The following is a 16,202-nucleotide window of genomic DNA, read 5'->3' on the forward strand; positions in this document are numbered from 1 at the left end:
GATCGATGATTTCGATAGGGCACCGACACGGCCAGCGCGGCATGGCATTGCTGGTCAGCCTGGTCTTTTTGTTGCTGCTGACGTTGATCGGCCTTTCGTCCATGCAGAGCGCCACGCTCCAGGAAAAAATGACCAGCAGCGTCATGCAGCGCAACCAGTCATTCCAGCTGGCCGAGGCTGCGCTGCGGGTGGGAGAAAGCGCCGTGCAGGTCGAGACGTATTCATTGCCGGTCTGTACCACCACGGCCCAATGTGCGCCGCCGGCGGAGTCGGCGACGGTAACGGCGGCAGGGCGCAACTCGGCGTCGGGCGTGCTCTGGGTGGCCGCCGCCGGTGGGTTTTATGGCGTGCAGAACATCGGCACGACGCTTACGGCGGTCAACGTGCCGATCAATACCTCGGCGACGCTGTATCGGATCACCGCGGTGGCTGTGGTGGGCAACAACCAGCGCAGCGTGGTGGAGAGCATCTATGCGAAATATTAGGGCGCTGCTGGGCGCGGTGTGGGGGGCGTTGCTCAGCCTTTACCTGGCGGCGCCGGTCTATGGCTTCACGCCTTCGGAATCGCCACTGTTGAGCGCGGCGGCGGTGACGCCCAACGTGATGCTGCTGATCGATGACTCGGGGAGCATGAATAACATTATCTGGGCGGCGGGGTTTGATCCGGCTGCGACGCAAACGCGCACATTTGCATGCAACTCCAGCAGCAGTTGCAATGACCGATATGAGCTGGACCTGGACGATTCGAACATCCTGTTGGTGAGTCTTTTGCGGGGCGGTTGCTCGTCTGGCTGGTACGGTTTCTATCGAGCCAGTATCGGGCGCGTCTGTCTGCGACTGCCAGATCCAGTGGGCGGTGGCAATACTCGTTACACCGCGAGGTACCTGGCGTATTTGGTGACCCTGGCCAACGGCTCCAGCCGGGACTTCACCACTGGCACGATTCCGAACGACTACCGAGTCAACGTGGCACGGGATGTCTCGACTGATCTTGTCGCCAACAACCGCGCCCTGCGCATCGGCCTTGCCACTTTCAACCCGCCCAACAGTAGCAACTCCGGTCCAGGTGGCTATATCGCCCGGGCCATCAGCGACTTGTCGCCAGTCAGCGGCAGTGTCACCCAGACCCAGGCCAACGCCAATTACACTGCCCTGATCAACGCCATCAATGCCTTGGGGGCCGTTGCCAATACCCCGCTGGCCGAAAGTTACTATGAAGTCACCCGCTATTTCCGAGGCATGGCGCCGTTTTACAACGTTACACCCAGCACCTACACCAGCCCGATCCAGTATCGATGCCAGAAGAATTTCGGTGTGGTCATTACCGATGGCCTGCCCACCTACGACCGAACGTTCCCCACCAATGACCCGTTGGGCGGTAGTCGTTTGCCGAACTGGGATGGCATCAGCACTAACGATGGTGCCGATCCTGCGGGTGACGGCGAAGGCGACACGCTTTACCTGGACGACATCGCCAAATTCGCCTTCGACATCGACATGCGCACCACCGGCACCGACGTCACCGGAAAAAGCTGGGAATCGGCCGACTTCCGACGCCAATACCTCAACACCTACACCGTCGGATTCACCGCCACCAACCAGATGTTGTCCGACGCGGCCCGCTACGGTGCGGGCAAGTATTACCAGGCCACCGACAGCGAGGGCCTGAACTCCGCGTTGTCATCCGCCTTGAGCGACATCACCTCCAAGGCCGGCTCGGGGGGCGGCGGCACCAGCAATGGCGCGACGCTGTCCAGCACCTCCAGTTACTACCAGACCACCTACGACCCCAAGGATTGGCGTGGCACCATCAAGGCGTTCGGCTTTACCTCGACCGGTACGGTCAACACGGCGGCGATGCAATGGACCACCGACACGGCCATCGTGCCCGGCGCCACGGCGCCGATCTATCAGTCCTGGAACACCGCCACCAACGTGCCGATCACGCTGGCCTACGGCAACTTCTCGCCGGCCCAGCAGACCAGCCTGAGCCAAGGCTTGCCCACCGGTATCACCGGCAACGACCTGGTGGAGTGGAGCAAGGGCACCAACAAGACGGGCTTGAAAATACGCAGCGTCTTGCTCGGGGACATTATCAACTCCCCGTTGGTGCTGGCCTCACCCAACGACCAGACCGCCTCGGACCTGGTGGGCGACACCAGCTACAGCACCTACCTGGCGACCAAGGCGACAAACATGAGCGCCAGCCTGGTGGTGAACGGCAATGACGGTTTTTTCAGCGTGATCAACAGCACGAATGGAACCCGGCGTTATGCCTACATGCCGTCGAGCGTGCTGCCTTCGCTGGAGATGATCGCTGATCCCACCTATATCAATGGCGTGAGCCACAAGTTTTTGGTGGACGGGCAGGTCGGTGTATTCGATGCGCAACTGGGCAGCGTCTGGAAAACCCTCGCCCTGGGCGGCACCGGTGCCGGTGGCCGGGCGTTTTATGCGGTGCAATTGTTCGATGCGTCGGCGGGTAACGCGATCCGGGCACTTTGGGAAATCAGCGCGCCAGCCATCGCCAACACGGGCCATCCCTTCAACGACCTGGGCTACGCCTACGCACGGCCTGAAGTGGCGCGCCTGGCGGACGGTCGCTGGGCCGCGTTCATTTCCAACGGTTATGGCAGCAATAGCGGCGTGGCGGCGTTGTACGTGGTGGACATTCGCGACGGTTCGCTGATTCGCAAAATTGTCGTCAACAGCAGCGAAACCGATAACGGCCTGTCGTCGGTCAAGCTGCGGGTCAATTCCCAGAACGTGGTGCAAGCCGCCTACGGCGGTGACTTGAAAGGGCGGATGTGGAAGTTCGACCTCAGTGGCACCTCCCCGACCACCTGGGGCCTGGCGTTTGCTGGCCAGCCATTGTTTACCGCCCCTGGTGGGGCTACCCAGCCGATCACTGCGCAGCCTTTGTTGGCGGACAATCCCCAAGGCGGCATCCAGGTATTTTTCGGCACTGGCAAGTTCAACGAATCGGCCGACAAGCTCAACAAGGACCTGCAAGGGTTCTATTCGATCTGGGATGCGATCGGCGGCGGGGGGCAAATCACCGTGGCGAGCCTTCAGGCCCAATCGATCACCAATATTTTTTCCGGGACGACGGGGCAGTTCGTGACCACCAGCCAGACCGATGTCGCCTATCCCACCAAGAAGGGCTGGTACTTGCCGCTGGTGTACAACAACGCCTTGACCGGGGAGCGGGTCATCAACCCAGCCAGCCTGGTGCTCGGGCGTGTTGTCTTCACGACCGCCGCCGTTGATACCACCGACCCGTGCGCCAGCTTCGGTACCGGCAAGCTGATCGAAGTGGATGCGTTCAACGGTAAGATGCTCAACTATGCGGTGCTCGATACCAATAACGATGGTTCGATCAATACCCTCGACACGATTTCCGCTGGCGTGGTGTTCACGGGCGGGATCCCGACCTTGAGTGCCGTCGTCAGCGCCAATGGGGCAACCAACATGGTCGTGAATGACTCCGGTGGAGGTATCACCGACCTGCTGACCAAGTCCGTCGGTGGCAGCCGTCGTATCATGTGGCGGCAAATACAGTGAGGTAAGGCATGCACAAATCCAACCGAGGTTTCACCTTGATCGAAATCATGATCGTCATCGCGATCATCGGTATTGTGATCACCGTCGGCTATCCGAGCCTGACCGAATACATGAAAAAGGCCCGGCGCACCGAGATCGCCTCGCTGTTGTCGGAGCAGGCGCAGATCCTCGAGCGCTACTACTCGAGGAACAACGCCTACACCAACGCGACTGGCCTGAGCGCCGGTAATGATTCGTACACCATTACTCCGACGACGCTGACGGACCAGAGCTTCATCTTGAAGGCAGTGCGCAAGGGCGGCTCGCCCATGGCGGCGGACAAATGTGGTGACTTCGTGATCACCAATACCGGCGTACGAAATGTGGAGAACGCCGCCGCTGGCGTGACCGCCAAGGATTGCTGGGGCCGCTGATTTTTTTCCGGACGTAGTTTGCGTCCATTGTCTTATGAGTCGAAACAGAACATGACCAGGCAACAGCAAATGGTGATTGTCGGCGGCGGAGTCATTGGCCTGCTGACCGCATTCAACCTCGCTTCGGAAGGGCAGCGCGTGGTGCTGCTGGATCGCTCCGGCGTCGGTCAGGAGGCCTCCTGGGCGGGTGGCGGTATCGTTTCGCCCCTTTATCCCTGGCGCTATAGCCCGGCGGTTACCGCGTTGGCCCATTGGTCGCAGGATTTTTATCCACAACTGGGCGAGCGCTTGTTCGCCGCTACGGGCATTGATCCGCAGGTGCATGTCACCGGGCTGTATTGGCTGGACCTCGACGACCAGGAAGAAGCGCTGGCCTGGGCCAAACGGGAAGGGCGCCCGCTGCGGGCTGTGGATATCTCGGCGGTCCACGATGCGGTGCCGGTGCTGGGTTCGGGATTTTCCCGGGCGATCTACATGGCCGATGTGGCTAACGTGCGTAATCCCCGGCTGGTGAAATCCCTCAAGGCTGCCTTGCTGGCGCTGCCCGATGTCACGCTTCACGAGCACTGTGAAGTCAGCGGATTCATTCGCGACGGTGAGCGCGTAGTAGGGGTGAATAGCTCTGCCGGTGAGATTCGCGGCGATCAGGTGGTATTGGCCGCTGGCGCCTGGAGTGGTGATTTGCTCAAGACGCTAGGCTTGAAGCTGCCGGTCGAGCCGGTGAAGGGGCAGATGATCTTGTACAAATGCGCGGAGGATTTTCTGTCGAGCATGGTCCTGGCCAAGGGGCGCTATGCGATCCCGCGTCGTGATGGGCACATCCTGGTCGGCAGTACGCTGGAGCGCGAGGGCTTCGACAAGACGCCGACCGATGTCGCGTTGGAAAGCCTCAAGGCTTCGGCGGTGGCGCTTATTCCCGAGCTTGCCGATGCCGAGGTGGTAGGGCATTGGGCGGGGTTGCGGCCCGGGTCGCCGGAGGGGATTCCTTATATCGGCGAAGTGCCGGGGTTTGCGGGGCTTTGGTTGAACTGTGGGCATTATCGCAATGGGCTGGTGCTGGCGCCGGCTTCGTGTCGGTTGTTTGTGGATGTGATGTTGGGGCGGGAGCCGGTGATTGACCCTGTGCCTTATGCGCCGGCGGGGCGGTTGTAAGGTTCGGTTTTGATACTGCACCTATACTCAGACCCAATTGTGGGAGCGAGCTTGCTCGCGAAAGCATTCTCACAATCGATGAAGATGTTGAATGTGCCGGCCTCTTCGCGAGCAAGCTCGCTCCCACAGGTTTTTGGGTTGTGTGCAGATGTGTGAATACCTGCAAAACCATGTGGGAGCGAGCCTGCTCGCGAAAGCGGTGGTTCAGCTAAATAAATCCTGGCTGACGCCGCGCTCTTGCTCTTGCTCTTGCTCTTGCTTTGGATCTTGATCTTGATCTTGGCGCCCCGTTAAACCACGCTGGCCGAACGCAGGCATTGCGCAGTGGGCATCCCGGCATGGATGCCGGGATAGCCGCGCAGGGCCATGGATGGCCCATCGCGGCGGGCCCACGGAGCAATGCAGGAGTGAGGGCACACCGAGCCTAGGCGAGGTGCCGAGTGGTGGGGCAAAGCGCTTTTGGTTACTTTTGGCGCTCTTCCAAAAGTGACCCGCTGTAAGAGCGGAACCCTAAGCAGCCGTTACCGCAGAAACGGATATACACACCGCCTCCCAGCCAGCCTTTGTGGGAATGGTCGGACAACCCCCGGACTCAAGCCGAATTTTCCGACGAGTTCTGGCGGTTGCCGTGTGAGAAGAACTCTCGTTAACCTTTCCCCGTCGCTGCCAATTCAGCGTCCGGGCGTCGCGGCCCGCTAACTTGGTGCATAATTCCAGCCGACGACGGTGCTCCGGTACCTGTCGTTGTGTCATGGCTGGCTGTGCGTGGGATACCTTCGGGTATGCCGGGTTTTCAAGTTCTCGGTCCGCGAACCTGCGTACAGCTGCCACCTCCAATCGCGTCGCGGCGACCGGTGACAGCTCCAAAAACTTGGAGATGCAAAATGGTCAAAGTTACACCCAATCCCCCCGAAACAGATCATTCATCAACACAGAACGATCCTGACCACCCCCAGCTCAATGAAGCCACCAAACGCACCATTGACTCTTACCTTGATCCAAAACCTGAAACCCAAAAGAAACCAGCTCCGAACCAACTATTCACCGTCGCGGAGGGCATTGACACCGAATCCCTCCTCACCAACCTCAGCGAAACCCTGGCCTCAGCCAACGCCACCATCAGCGACCTGGCCTTCGACCTTGAAGGCTCACGACGACAAATTGCCCTGGGCGTACAGCAACTGATTGAACTGGGTGAACTGCTCGCCAATCGTGTGCTGGATGAGCAGGTGCCGGTGGGCTAGAGAAATCGTCGGGTAGAAATACTGTTCCGTGGCGAGGGGATTTATCCCCGCTGGGCTGCGCAGCAGCCCCAAAAGCAACAACTCGATCAACCTGATGCACCGATATGTGAGTTTGGGGGCCGCTTCGCAGCCCAGCGGGGATAAATCCCCTCGCCACAAAGTTTTGTACGGCTCCGGCTCTGATTGAGCTAAATCTCGATGATCACTCAATCCAACCCCAACTTCTTCAACCGATACCGCATCGACCGAAACGACAACTTCAACCGCTGTGCCGCCGCCGTGCGATTCCAGCGGGTCTCTTCAAGCGCCTGGAGGATAACCTTGCGTTCGACGTCTTCCAGGTAATCCTCCAGGTTGTCGACCCGCACCAGATCCGGGTTAGCCACATCGCCAGCCACGTTGCTCTCGGCAAGGCGCAGGTCATCGGCCTCGATCTGATGGTGTTCGCAAAGGGTATAGGCCCGTTCCAGCATGTTCTCCAGCTCCCGCACGTTGCCGGGGAAGCGGTAATTGCGCAGGGCATCGAGTGCCGCAGGATGCAGCTTCGCCGCCGGGTTACCGGTGCTCGCGGCCAGGCGCTGGAGCATGTAGTTGGCCAGCGGCTCGATATCTTCACGACGTTCGCGCAGGGGCGGGACGCGCAGTTCAATGACGTTCAGTCGGTAATACAGATCCTGGCGAAAGCGCCCGGCCGCGACTTCGGCGTCGAGGTCTTTGTGAGTGGCGCAGAGAATTCGCACGTCCATCACTTCTTCCTGCTGGCCGCCGACGGCGCGCACGGCTTTTTCCTGGATGGCGCGCAAGAGCTTGACCTGCATCGCCAGCGGCAGGTCGGCCACTTCGTCGAGGAACAGCGTCCCGCCGTGGGCGGCCTGGAACAACCCGGGTTTGTCTTCGATGGCGCCGCTGAAGCTGCCTTTGCGGTGGCCGAAAAACTCGCTTTCCATCAGTTCAGTGGGAATTGCCCCACAGTTGACCGGCACGAAAGGCTGGCTGGCGCGCGGCCCTTGTTCATGGATCAGGCGGGCGACCAATTCCTTGCCACAGCCCGACTCGCCGCTGATATAGACCGGCGCCTGGCTTCGGGCCAGTTTTTCGATTTGCTTGCGCACGCCGCGCATCGGCGGCGAATCCCCCAGTAGAACGCGTTCGACGGTCGCGCCGGGCGTGGTGCCCGGTGACAGGCGCAGGGCGCTGCCGACCAATTCCCGCAGGCGAGCTAGATCGACTGGCTTGGTCAGGAAATCGAAGGCGCCTGCCTTGAGGGCATCGATGGCGACTTCCAGGCTGCCATAGGCGGTGATCATCGCCACGGGCAGTTGGGAATACCGTTGCTGGATATGTTTGACCAGCTCCAGGCCCGTGCCATCGGGCAGGCGCATGTCGGTTAGGCACAGGTCGAAGGCTTCGGCCGCCAGCAGGGATTGGGCCTCGCTGAGATTCTTGGCGCTGCGGGTGTCGAGTTTCATCCTGCCCAGGGTGATCTCCAGGAGTTCGCGGATGTCCGGCTCGTCATCGACGATCAGGATTCGTTGCCGTGAGCGTGTATTCAAATCTGTTTCCGTCCGTGAGCAAAGGTGATGCGGAAGCAACCGCCGCCTTGGCGTGGTTTGAAGTCTAGGCGGGCCTGGTTGCTTTCGCACAGCTCACGGGACAGATAGAGCCCAAGGCCGGTGCCTTGGCTGCTGGTGGTGAAAAAAGGTTCGAACAGGTGCGCCTGCTGGTCCGGCGTTACGCCAGGGCCGTTGTCGATGATGTCCAGCGTGGCCAGTTGGCTATGGGGATCGATGAACAGCTTCAACCAGGCCTCGGCCTTGTCATGGGCCAGCGCGCTGTGGCGCCAGGCGTTGCGCAACAGGTTGTCGAGCACTTGGGTCAGTTGGTCGGGGTCCATGAGCGTGATGTAGTCGCCGGGGTCGATGCTCAGGTGCAGTTGTTGGTGTCCTTCCGCGCTTTCGCGGGCCTGCCGGACGAATTGCTCGAGGCAGCTACGCAGATCCAGGCGTTGGGGGGCGGTTTGCTGGCGACGGGACAGTTGCAGGACGTTTTCGATGACGCGATTCATTCGTTGGGAGTGATCTTGAATAATCTGCGTCAGACGCCGGTCCGCGTCGTTCAGTTCCTCGGACTCGCGCAGCAATTGCGCGGCGTGGCTGATTGCCCCCAGCGGATTGCGGATTTCATGGGCGATACCGGCGGTGAGACGCCCCAACGATGCCAGCTTCAATTGCTGGGCGTGTTGGGCCACCTGGGCCAGGTCTTCGAGAAATATCAGGATCTGTTGCTGATCCTCTGCCCCGAGGGCGATGAAGCTGGGTTGCAGGGTCAGGCCCGTGCTGCTGATGGTCAGGCTTTGCGGGCGCAGGCTGGGGTTGTTCAACCACCCCTGCAATCGCTCGACCAAGGCGCTGGAATAATCGTCGATCCGTTGGCCGACCAGGTCATGCATGCCCAGCAGGTTCAAGGCGCTTTCGTTGGCCAACTGAACCCGGCGTTGGCGATCCAGGACCAGGATGCCGGTGCGCATGCGCTGCAGGATCAGCGCATTGAGGGCTTCGAGGCTGAGCACTTCGCTGGCTTTTTGCTCGGCCAGGGTTTCGCTGGCTTCCAGTCGTCGGGTCAGGCGTTGCACCAGCAACGCGGCGGCGAAGCACAGGGCGCCCAGGGTGCCTGCTTGCAGATAGCTGCTGGGTCGGCTCGAATCGCTGAGACCGAGCACGAACGTCGAGCCAACGATGCCCAGGGTGGCGACGGCGGCGATCAACAGGCCGATCCGGCCGCGCAGCAAGGTATTGCTGATCGCCACCGAGACGATGATCAGGTTGCCAATGGCGCTGGGGGCGCCGCCCGCGACGAAGAACAGCCACGACAGCAACAGGACGTCGGTCAAGGCCAGGCCGAACAACTGGGCAGGACGACGGGTGTTTTCCAGGAACACCACCAGCAGGATGTTCAGTACCAGGTATAACCAGCTGCCGCTGCGCAGCAGATCGTCGTTGGCGAACTCCAGCAGGCGGTTATCCATGTTGCTGGAAATCAGCAGCACCAGGGTGATGCCGATGCTGAGGCGGTACAGGTGATACAGACGCAGCAGGCGCTGCGCCTGTTTGACGCGAGGGAGCGGGGCTTCAGCGCTCACGAGTGCCTGGGCCTTGCTCAAGGTGAGCCTGGCTGCAATACCATTGCTGTTGGAGGGGCAATGCGCGATCCCGTGGCAGGTGCACGCCGCAATGGGCGCAACGAACCATGGGCGGCGCGTCCTGTTCACGGGTTGCGTTGGGCGCGGAAGTGCTGGCCTTGAATTTGCGCCAGAACCATACCGCGGCGGCAATCAGGGCGATCCAGAACAGTAGACGAAGCATGATGGGCGGCTTTTTGGCTAGAGATCAGGCAGTTTAGCCAAGGACTGGAACGGCGCACAGCGCAATAAAACCCAGGCACAAAAAAGGAGACTCGCAGGTCTCCTTTTTTGTCAGGCCAAGTCTCAGTCGAACAGGCCGAATGTCATGTAGCTGAACCAGGAGCGGTCGCCGGACTCGTTCTCAGGCTCCGGTTCTTCGATCACGTCGCCGTTTTCGTCCTTTGGCTTGAGCTCGTTCGGAATGGCTTCCTTGGCGTCCTGGAACTGGCGCTGTACGTCCTGGTTGGCGCGGGTTTCGCCCGGCGGCAGCGGCGGACGGGATTCGATCATGCCCAGGGTCGCCTTGCTCAGCCACGAACGGTTGTCCGCCTCATCGACGCGCGGCGTGAACTGGCCGTCGACCAGGGAAGGGTGGTCCGGATAGTTCAGCTTCAGGGTTTCCAGGCTGGTGGCCGCGAGCTCATCCAGGTGCAGGCGCTGGTAGGCTTCGGTCATCACCGCCAGGCCGTCGCCCACCGATGGGGTTTCCTGGAAGTTTTCCACCACATAGCGGCCACGGTTGGCGGCGGCAACGTAGGCCTGGCGGGTCAGGTAGTAGTCGGCCACGTGGATTTCGTAGGAAGCCAGCAGGTTGCGCAGGTAGATCATGCGCTGCTTGGCATCAGGCGAGTAGCGGCTGTTGGGGAAGCGGCTGGTCAGCTGGGCGAACTCGTTGTAGGAGTCGCGCGCGGCGCCCGGGTCACGCTTGGTCATGTCCAGCGGCAGGAAGCGCGCCAGCAGGCCGACGTCCTGGTCGAAGGAGGTCAGGCCCTTGAGGTAGTAGGCGTAATCGACGTTCGGGTGCTGCGGGTGCAGACGAATGAAGCGCTCGGCGGCGGACTTGGCCGCTTCCGGCTCGGCGTTCTTGTAGTTGGCGTAGATCAACTCCAGTTGCGCCTGGTCGGCGTAGCGACCGAACGGATACCGCGACTCCAGCGCCTTCAATTTGGCGGTGGCGCTGGTATAGCTGTTGTTGTCCAGGTCGTTCTGCGCCTGTTGGTACAGTTCGACTTCGCTCAGGTTTTCGTCTACGACTTCCTTCGACGAGCAAGCAGCAGTCAATGCGAGGATGGCGATCAGCAGCAGGTGTTTCACTTGCATGGCGGCTTGCGTCCCTATGACGGCCGCTGTCTTGGGCGGGGCCGTCCTGTTATGATGAGCGCCCCGTTGAAAAGCCTCGGGGCAAAAGACGCCGTATTTAACCACAAGCGCGCAGCCGAAACCAAAGGCTGTGCCGACGCCCAGTCCGAGCATGTCCGATAAAATAGAACTTCGCGCAGAGGTGCCGTCCGATTTGGGCGGCCAACGCCTCGATCAAGTCGCCGCCCAACTCTTCGCAGAGCACTCGCGCTCGCGCCTTTCCGCCTGGATCAAGGACGGCCGCCTGAGGGTGGACGGGGCGGTCATCCGTCCGCGCGACATCGTCCATGGCGGCGCCATCCTCGAGCTGACCGCCGAGCAGGAGGCCCAGGGAGAATGGGTCGCCCAAGACATCGCCCTCGACATCGTCTATGAAGATGACGACATCCTGGTGATCAACAAGCCCGCGGGCCTGGTGGTGCACCCGGCGGCCGGTCATGCCGATGGCACCCTGCTGAACGCCTTGCTGCACCACGTGCCGGACATCGTCAATGTCCCCCGCGCCGGTATCGTGCATCGTTTGGACAAGGACACCACCGGCCTGATGGTGGTCGCCAAGACCATCCAGGCGCAGACACAACTGGTCACGCAGTTGCAAAGCCGCAGTGTCAGCCGCATCTATGAATGCATCGTGATCGGCGTGGTCACCGCGGGTGGCAAGATCAACGCGCCGATCGGTCGCCACGGCCAGCAGCGCCAGCGCATGGCGGTGATGGAAGGCGGCAAGCAGGCGGTCAGTCATTACCGCGTGCTGGAGCGTTTCCGTTCCCATACCCACGTGCGGGTCAAGCTGGAAACCGGTCGGACCCACCAGATTCGCGTGCACATGGCCCACATCAACTTCCCGTTGGTGGGCGACCCGGCCTACGGTGGTCGCTTCCGCATTCCGCCGGCTGCCAGCCAGACCATGGTCGAATCGCTGAAGAATTTCCCGCGCCAGGCGCTGCACGCACGTTTCCTCGAACTGGATCACCCGACGACCGGCAAGCGCATGAGCTGGGAGTCGCCGTTGCCGGATGATTTCGTCTGGCTGCTGACCTTGCTGAAGCAGGACCGCGAGGCGTTCATCGGATGAACGACTGGCTGATACCCGACTGGCCCGCGCCGGCCCGGGTCAAGGCCTGCGTCACCACCCGCGAGGGCGGCGTCAGCCTGGCGCCGTTCGACAGCCTCAACCTGGGCGATCATGTGGGCGACGACCCTGCGGCTGTTGCCGAAAACCGTCGTCGCCTCACTGATCGGTTCGTCATGCGTCCGGCCTGGTTGCAGCAAGTCCATGGAATTGACGTGGTCGAGGCTGATCCGACTCGGGTCGTCACTGCCGATGCCAGTTGGAGCGCCACGCCGGGCATCGCTTGCACGGCGATGACGGCGGATTGCCTGCCGGTATTGTTCTGCAATCGTGCCGGCACCCATGTCGCGGCAGCCCATGCCGGTTGGCGGGGGCTGGCCAACGGTGTGCTGGAAGCTACGCTCGACAGCCTGCAGCAACCCAGCGAAGAGATACTCGCCTGGCTCGGCCCGGCCATTGGCCCGCAAGCCTTTGAGGTCGGCCCGGAAGTGCGCGAAGCCTTCATCGCCCATCTGCCTTCGGCGGACCAGGCCTTTGCGCCAAGCCCCAATGCCGGCAAATTTCTCGCCGATATCTACGCGTTGGCACGACTACGCCTGGTGGCACGCGGCGTAACAGCCGTCTATGGTGGCGGTTTGTGCACCGTGACCGATCCTCGCTTCTATTCCTACCGGCGCAATCCCCGCACCGGTCGTTTCGCCTCCCTGATCTGGCTTGAACGCTAGACTCCCCTGATCTGTATCAACAGCGCGCTGCTTGAATCTTCCAGAATCGACCACATCTATAACGGTATCTGGCAGGTTTCTTCATTCAGGATGTTTCTCTAGGTCCGGCCTGCTCATTAGGAAGGTGACCCATGCGTATTGATCGTTTAACCAGCAAATTGCAATTGGCGCTGTCCGATGCCCAGTCCCTGGCCGTCGGCCTGGACCATCCCGGTATCGAACCGGCGCACTTGATGCAAGCCATGCTCGAACAGCAGGGCGGCTCGATCAAGCCACTGCTGATGCAGGTGGGCTTTGACGTCAACAGCCTGCGCAAAGAGTTGGCCAAGGAACTCGACCAACTGCCCAAGATCCAGAACCCCACCGGCGACGTGAACATGTCCCAGGATCTGGCGCGGCTGCTCAACCAGGCCGATCGCCTGGCCCAGCAGAAGGGCGACCAGTTCATCTCCAGCGAGTTGGTCCTGCTCGCCGCGATGGACGAGAACAGCAAGCTCGGCAAATTGTTACTCGGCCAGGGTGTGAGTAAGAAAGCCCTGGAAAATGCCATCAATAACCTGCGTGGCGGCGATGCGGTCAACGATCCGAACCACGAGGAAGCCCGCCAGGCCCTGGATAAATACACCGTCGACCTGACCAAGCGCGCCGAGGAAGGCAAGCTCGACCCGGTGATTGGTCGCGACGATGAAATTCGCCGCACCATCCAGGTGCTGCAACGTCGTACCAAGAACAACCCGGTGCTGATCGGTGAGCCTGGCGTGGGCAAGACCGCCATTGCCGAAGGCCTGGCCCAGCGCATCATCAACGGCGAAGTGCCCGATGGGCTGCGGGGCAAGCGACTCTTGTCCCTGGACATGGGGGCACTGATTGCCGGCGCCAAGTACCGCGGCGAATTCGAAGAACGGCTCAAGGCTCTGCTCAATGAACTGTCGAAGCAGGAAGGCCAGATCATCCTGTTCATCGACGAGCTGCACACCATGGTCGGCGCGGGCAAGGGTGAAGGCTCGATGGACGCCGGTAACATGCTCAAGCCTGCGCTGGCTCGCGGCGAGCTGCATTGCGTCGGTGCGACCACGCTGAACGAATATCGCCAGTACATCGAGAAAGACGCGGCCCTGGAGCGGCGCTTCCAGAAAGTGCTGGTGGAGGAGCCCAGCGAGGAAGACACCATCGCGATCTTGCGCGGCCTCAAGGAGCGCTACGAAGTCCACCACAAAGTGGCGATCACCGATGGCGCGATCATCGCGGCGGCCAAGCTCAGCCATCGCTATATCACCGACCGCCAGTTGCCGGACAAGGCCATCGACTTGATCGACGAGGCCGCCAGCCGTATCCGCATGGAAATCGACTCCAAGCCGGAAGTGCTGGATCGGTTGGAGCGGCGCCTGATTCAGCTCAAGGTCGAGTCCCAGGCCTTGAAGAAGGAAAGCGACGAAGCGGCGAAGAAACGCCTGGAAAGGTTGCAGGAAGAAATCGTTCGTCATGAGCGTGAATACTCCGACCTCGAGGAGATCTGGAACTCGGAAAAAGCCGAAGTCCAGGGTTCGGCGCAGATCCAGCAGAAGATCGAACAGTCCCGCCAGGAACTGGAAGCGGCTCGCCGCAAGGGCGACCTCAACCGCATGGCTGAGCTGCAGTATGGGGTGATCCCGGACCTGGAGCGCAGCCTGCAGATGGTCGACCAGCACGGCAAGAGCGAAAACCAGTTGCTGCGCAGCAAGGTCACCGAGGAAGAAATCGCCGAAGTGGTGTCCAAGTGGACCGGCATTCCGGTCTCGAAGATGCTCGAAGGCGAGCGCGACAAGCTGCTGAAGATGGAAAGCCTGTTGCATCAGCGTGTGATCGGCCAGGAAGAAGCGGTGGTGGCGGTGTCCAACGCCGTGCGCCGGTCCCGCGCCGGGTTGTCTGACCCTAATCGTCCGAGCGGCTCGTTCATGTTCCTCGGCCCGACCGGCGTGGGTAAGACCGAATTGTGCAAGGCGCTGGCCGAATTCCTCTTCGATACCGAGGAAGCCATGGTGCGCATCGACATGTCCGAGTTCATGGAGAAGCACTCCGTGGCGCGGCTGATCGGCGCTCCACCGGGCTATGTCGGTTATGAAGAGGGCGGCTACCTGACCGAGGCCGTGCGTCGCAAGCCGTACTCGGTGATCCTGCTCGATGAAGTCGAGAAGGCGCACCCGGATGTGTTCAACATCTTGCTGCAAGTGCTGGAGGATGGTCGCCTGACCGACAGCCACGGCCGTACGGTGGATTTCCGCAACACGGTGATCGTGATGACCTCCAACCTGGGTTCGACGCAGATCCAGGAGCTGGTGGGCGATCGCGAGGCGCAACGTGCCGCAGTGATGGATGCGATCTCCACCCACTTCCGGCCGGAGTTCATCAACCGTGTGGACGAAGTGGTGATCTTCGAGCCGTTGGCCCGGGATCAGATCGCCGGTATCACCGAGATCCAGCTGGGGCGCCTGCGCAGCCGCCTCGCCGAGCGCGAGCTGAAGCTGCAACTGAGCGACGAGGCGTTGGACAAGCTGATCGCGGTGGGTTACGACCCGGTCTACGGCGCGCGGCCGCTCAAGCGAGCGATCCAGCGCTGGATCGAAAACCCGCTGGCGCAGTTGATTCTGTCCGGTCGCTTCATGCCGGGCGAAACCGTGACCGGTACGGTGGAGAACGACGAAATCGTCTTCAACTGAAGGCCGGCACAGCCGGATATTGGAATGGCCTCGACTTACGAGGCCATTTTTTTCATCAGGTCGTTGAACTCAAAGGAAAAGGCTTGTAAAGTGCGCCCCGCAGTACGTCACCCCCGGGGTCACTTCTCAGCGAGAGGCAACCCAAAATAAGTTGCAAATCATTGTCTTGAAAGCAATTTAAGGGGTTGACAGAGGTTTTGAAAATTGTAGAATAGCGCGCCTCAGACACACGAACGCAGCGATGCAGACGGGTAGAAGAGGTTGAAGCTAGCTTCAATGCAGTAACTTGAAATATCAGTTCCGTGATAGCTCAGTCGGTAGAGCAAATGACTGTTAATCATTGGGTCCCAGGTTCGAGTCCTGGTCACGGAGCCATTTCAATCGGGGTATAGCGCAGTCCGGTAGCGCGCCTGCTTTGGGAGCAGGATGTCAGGAGTTCGAATCCCCTTACCCCGACCATATTTGGGTCGTTAGCTCAGTTGGTAGAGCAGTTGGCTTTTAACCAATTGGTCGTAGGTTCGAATCCCACACGACCCACCATTTTTGAAACCAGTTCGCTGGAATCGAATCTTAAGATCAGAGGCCAAAAGCGCTGATCGAGGAAGGCGACTTGCAAGGGTCGCCTTTTTTTTACCGGGGTATAGCGCAGTCCGGTAGCGCGCCTGCTTTGGGAGCAGGATGTCAGGAGTTCGAATCCCCTTACCCCGACCATATTGAAAATCCTCGTATCGAAAGATACGGGGATTTTTTTTGCCTGCGAAAAGTGCCGATGGCATCAAGTCGTCGTACAACCTGC

12 protein-coding genes and 4 tRNA genes are annotated in these 16,202 nt (G+C 60.7%); 12 read left to right on the forward strand and 4 right to left on the reverse strand.

Annotated elements, in window-relative coordinates; all coding sequences use genetic code 11:
- Positions 1–5 precede the first annotated feature (5 nt).
- The 5 genes from Q7C33_RS24510 (at position 6) to Q7C33_RS24530 (ending at position 6,373) form a co-directional block, all read left to right on the forward strand.
- Entirely contained in the window at positions 6–485 is a 480-nt protein-coding gene (locus Q7C33_RS24510; protein ID WP_217860369.1) for a pilus assembly PilX family protein, read from the forward strand.
- Positions 472–3,564, forward strand: a complete 3,093-nt coding sequence (locus tag Q7C33_RS24515; protein WP_407684292.1) for a pilus assembly protein — start codon at positions 472–474, stop codon at positions 3,562–3,564. Before Q7C33_RS24510 ends, Q7C33_RS24515 begins: the two co-directional genes overlap by 14 nt.
- A gap of 8 nt (positions 3,565–3,572) precedes the next feature.
- Entirely contained in the window at positions 3,573–3,977 is a 405-nt protein-coding gene (locus Q7C33_RS24520; RefSeq protein WP_198798121.1) for a type IV pilin protein, read from the forward strand.
- Positions 3,978–4,028: 51 nt separating this feature from the next.
- Positions 4,029–5,129, forward strand: coding sequence for a glycine oxidase ThiO (thiO, locus tag Q7C33_RS24525; RefSeq protein ID WP_407684293.1), 1,101 nt, complete (start codon positions 4,029–4,031; stop codon positions 5,127–5,129).
- An 884-nt stretch (positions 5,130–6,013) separates the two neighbouring features.
- Positions 6,014–6,373 (forward strand): DUF6124 family protein, encoded by a 360-nt coding sequence (locus Q7C33_RS24530; protein ID WP_407684294.1) that lies wholly within the window; start codon positions 6,014–6,016, stop codon positions 6,371–6,373.
- A gap of 206 nt (positions 6,374–6,579) precedes the next feature.
- Here the strand turns inward: Q7C33_RS24530 and Q7C33_RS24535 are convergent, their stop codons facing one another.
- The 4 genes from Q7C33_RS24535 to Q7C33_RS24550 all read right to left on the reverse strand — a co-directional run bounded on the left by Q7C33_RS24535 (position 6,580) and on the right by Q7C33_RS24550 (position 10,874).
- On the reverse strand, positions 6,580–7,926 hold the full coding sequence (locus Q7C33_RS24535; protein WP_030140271.1) for a sigma-54-dependent transcriptional regulator: 1,347 nt from the start codon (positions 7,924–7,926) through the stop codon (positions 6,580–6,582).
- Positions 7,923–9,512 carry a two-component system sensor histidine kinase NtrB gene (locus Q7C33_RS24540; RefSeq protein ID WP_198798123.1) on the reverse strand — a complete coding sequence of 530 codons (1,590 nt, stop codon included), beginning with the start codon at positions 9,510–9,512 and terminating at the stop codon, positions 7,923–7,925. The genes Q7C33_RS24535 and Q7C33_RS24540 overlap by 4 nt, the downstream gene beginning before the upstream one ends.
- The gene (locus Q7C33_RS24545; RefSeq protein ID WP_030140269.1) at positions 9,502–9,735 is read right to left on the reverse strand and encodes a PP0621 family protein; all 234 of its coding nucleotides are present in this window, start codon (positions 9,733–9,735) and stop codon (positions 9,502–9,504) included. The genes Q7C33_RS24540 and Q7C33_RS24545 overlap by 11 nt, the downstream gene beginning before the upstream one ends.
- Positions 9,736–9,857: 122 nt before the next feature.
- The gene (locus tag Q7C33_RS24550) at positions 9,858–10,874 is read right to left on the reverse strand and encodes an outer membrane protein assembly factor BamD (RefSeq protein WP_030140268.1); all 1,017 of its coding nucleotides are present in this window, start codon (positions 10,872–10,874) and stop codon (positions 9,858–9,860) included.
- Positions 10,875–11,025: 151 nt separating this feature from the next.
- Between Q7C33_RS24550 and rluD the strand changes: the two genes are divergently transcribed.
- The 7 genes from rluD to Q7C33_RS24585 all read left to right on the forward strand — a co-directional run bounded on the left by rluD (position 11,026) and on the right by Q7C33_RS24585 (position 16,117).
- Positions 11,026–11,988, forward strand: coding sequence for a 23S rRNA pseudouridine(1911/1915/1917) synthase RluD (gene rluD / locus Q7C33_RS24555; RefSeq protein WP_407684295.1), 963 nt, complete (start codon positions 11,026–11,028; stop codon positions 11,986–11,988).
- On the forward strand, positions 11,985–12,710 hold the full coding sequence (gene pgeF / locus Q7C33_RS24560) for a peptidoglycan editing factor PgeF (RefSeq protein ID WP_407684296.1): 726 nt from the start codon (positions 11,985–11,987) through the stop codon (positions 12,708–12,710). Before rluD ends, pgeF begins: the two co-directional genes overlap by 4 nt.
- 131 nt (positions 12,711–12,841) lie before the next feature.
- Entirely contained in the window at positions 12,842–15,406 is a 2,565-nt protein-coding gene (gene clpB, locus Q7C33_RS24565) for an ATP-dependent chaperone ClpB (protein ID WP_198798125.1), read from the forward strand.
- Between the two features lie 299 nt (positions 15,407–15,705).
- A tRNA-Asn gene (locus Q7C33_RS24570) sits at positions 15,706–15,781 on the forward strand.
- A gap of 7 nt (positions 15,782–15,788) precedes the next feature.
- A tRNA-Pro gene (locus tag Q7C33_RS24575) sits at positions 15,789–15,865 on the forward strand.
- Positions 15,866–15,870: 5 nt separating this feature from the next.
- Positions 15,871–15,946: transfer RNA gene (locus tag Q7C33_RS24580), tRNA-Lys, on the forward strand.
- A 94-nt stretch (positions 15,947–16,040) separates the two neighbouring features.
- Positions 16,041–16,117 (forward strand) — tRNA-Pro (locus Q7C33_RS24585).
- Positions 16,118–16,202 lie beyond the last annotated feature (85 nt).

It is taken from the genome of Pseudomonas sp. BP11-1-1, from assembly GCF_052112105.1.
Taxonomy (GTDB): domain Bacteria; phylum Pseudomonadota; class Gammaproteobacteria; order Pseudomonadales; family Pseudomonadaceae; genus Aquipseudomonas; species Aquipseudomonas alvandae.

Bases quoted from the DNA above. Each gene is read 5' to 3' on its own strand.
- Q7C33_RS24510 (WP_217860369.1), top strand. From the start codon at position 6: ATGATTTCGATAGGGCACCGACACGGCCAGCGCGGCATGGCATTGCTG.
- Q7C33_RS24515 (WP_407684292.1), top strand. From the start codon at position 472: ATGCGAAATATTAGGGCGCTGCTGGGCGCGGTGTGGGGGGCGTTGCTC.
- Q7C33_RS24520 (WP_198798121.1), top strand. From the start codon at position 3,573: ATGCACAAATCCAACCGAGGTTTCACCTTGATCGAAATCATGATCGTC.
- thiO (WP_407684293.1), top strand. From the start codon at position 4,029: ATGACCAGGCAACAGCAAATGGTGATTGTCGGCGGCGGAGTCATTGGC.
- Q7C33_RS24530 (WP_407684294.1), top strand. From the start codon at position 6,014: ATGGTCAAAGTTACACCCAATCCCCCCGAAACAGATCATTCATCAACA.
- Q7C33_RS24545 (WP_030140269.1), bottom strand. From the start codon at position 9,735: ATGCTTCGTCTACTGTTCTGGATCGCCCTGATTGCCGCCGCGGTATGG.
- Q7C33_RS24550 (WP_030140268.1), bottom strand. From the start codon at position 10,874: ATGCAAGTGAAACACCTGCTGCTGATCGCCATCCTCGCATTGACTGCT.
- rluD (WP_407684295.1), top strand. From the start codon at position 11,026: ATGTCCGATAAAATAGAACTTCGCGCAGAGGTGCCGTCCGATTTGGGC.
- pgeF (WP_407684296.1), top strand. From the start codon at position 11,985: ATGAACGACTGGCTGATACCCGACTGGCCCGCGCCGGCCCGGGTCAAG.
- clpB (WP_198798125.1), top strand. From the start codon at position 12,842: ATGCGTATTGATCGTTTAACCAGCAAATTGCAATTGGCGCTGTCCGAT.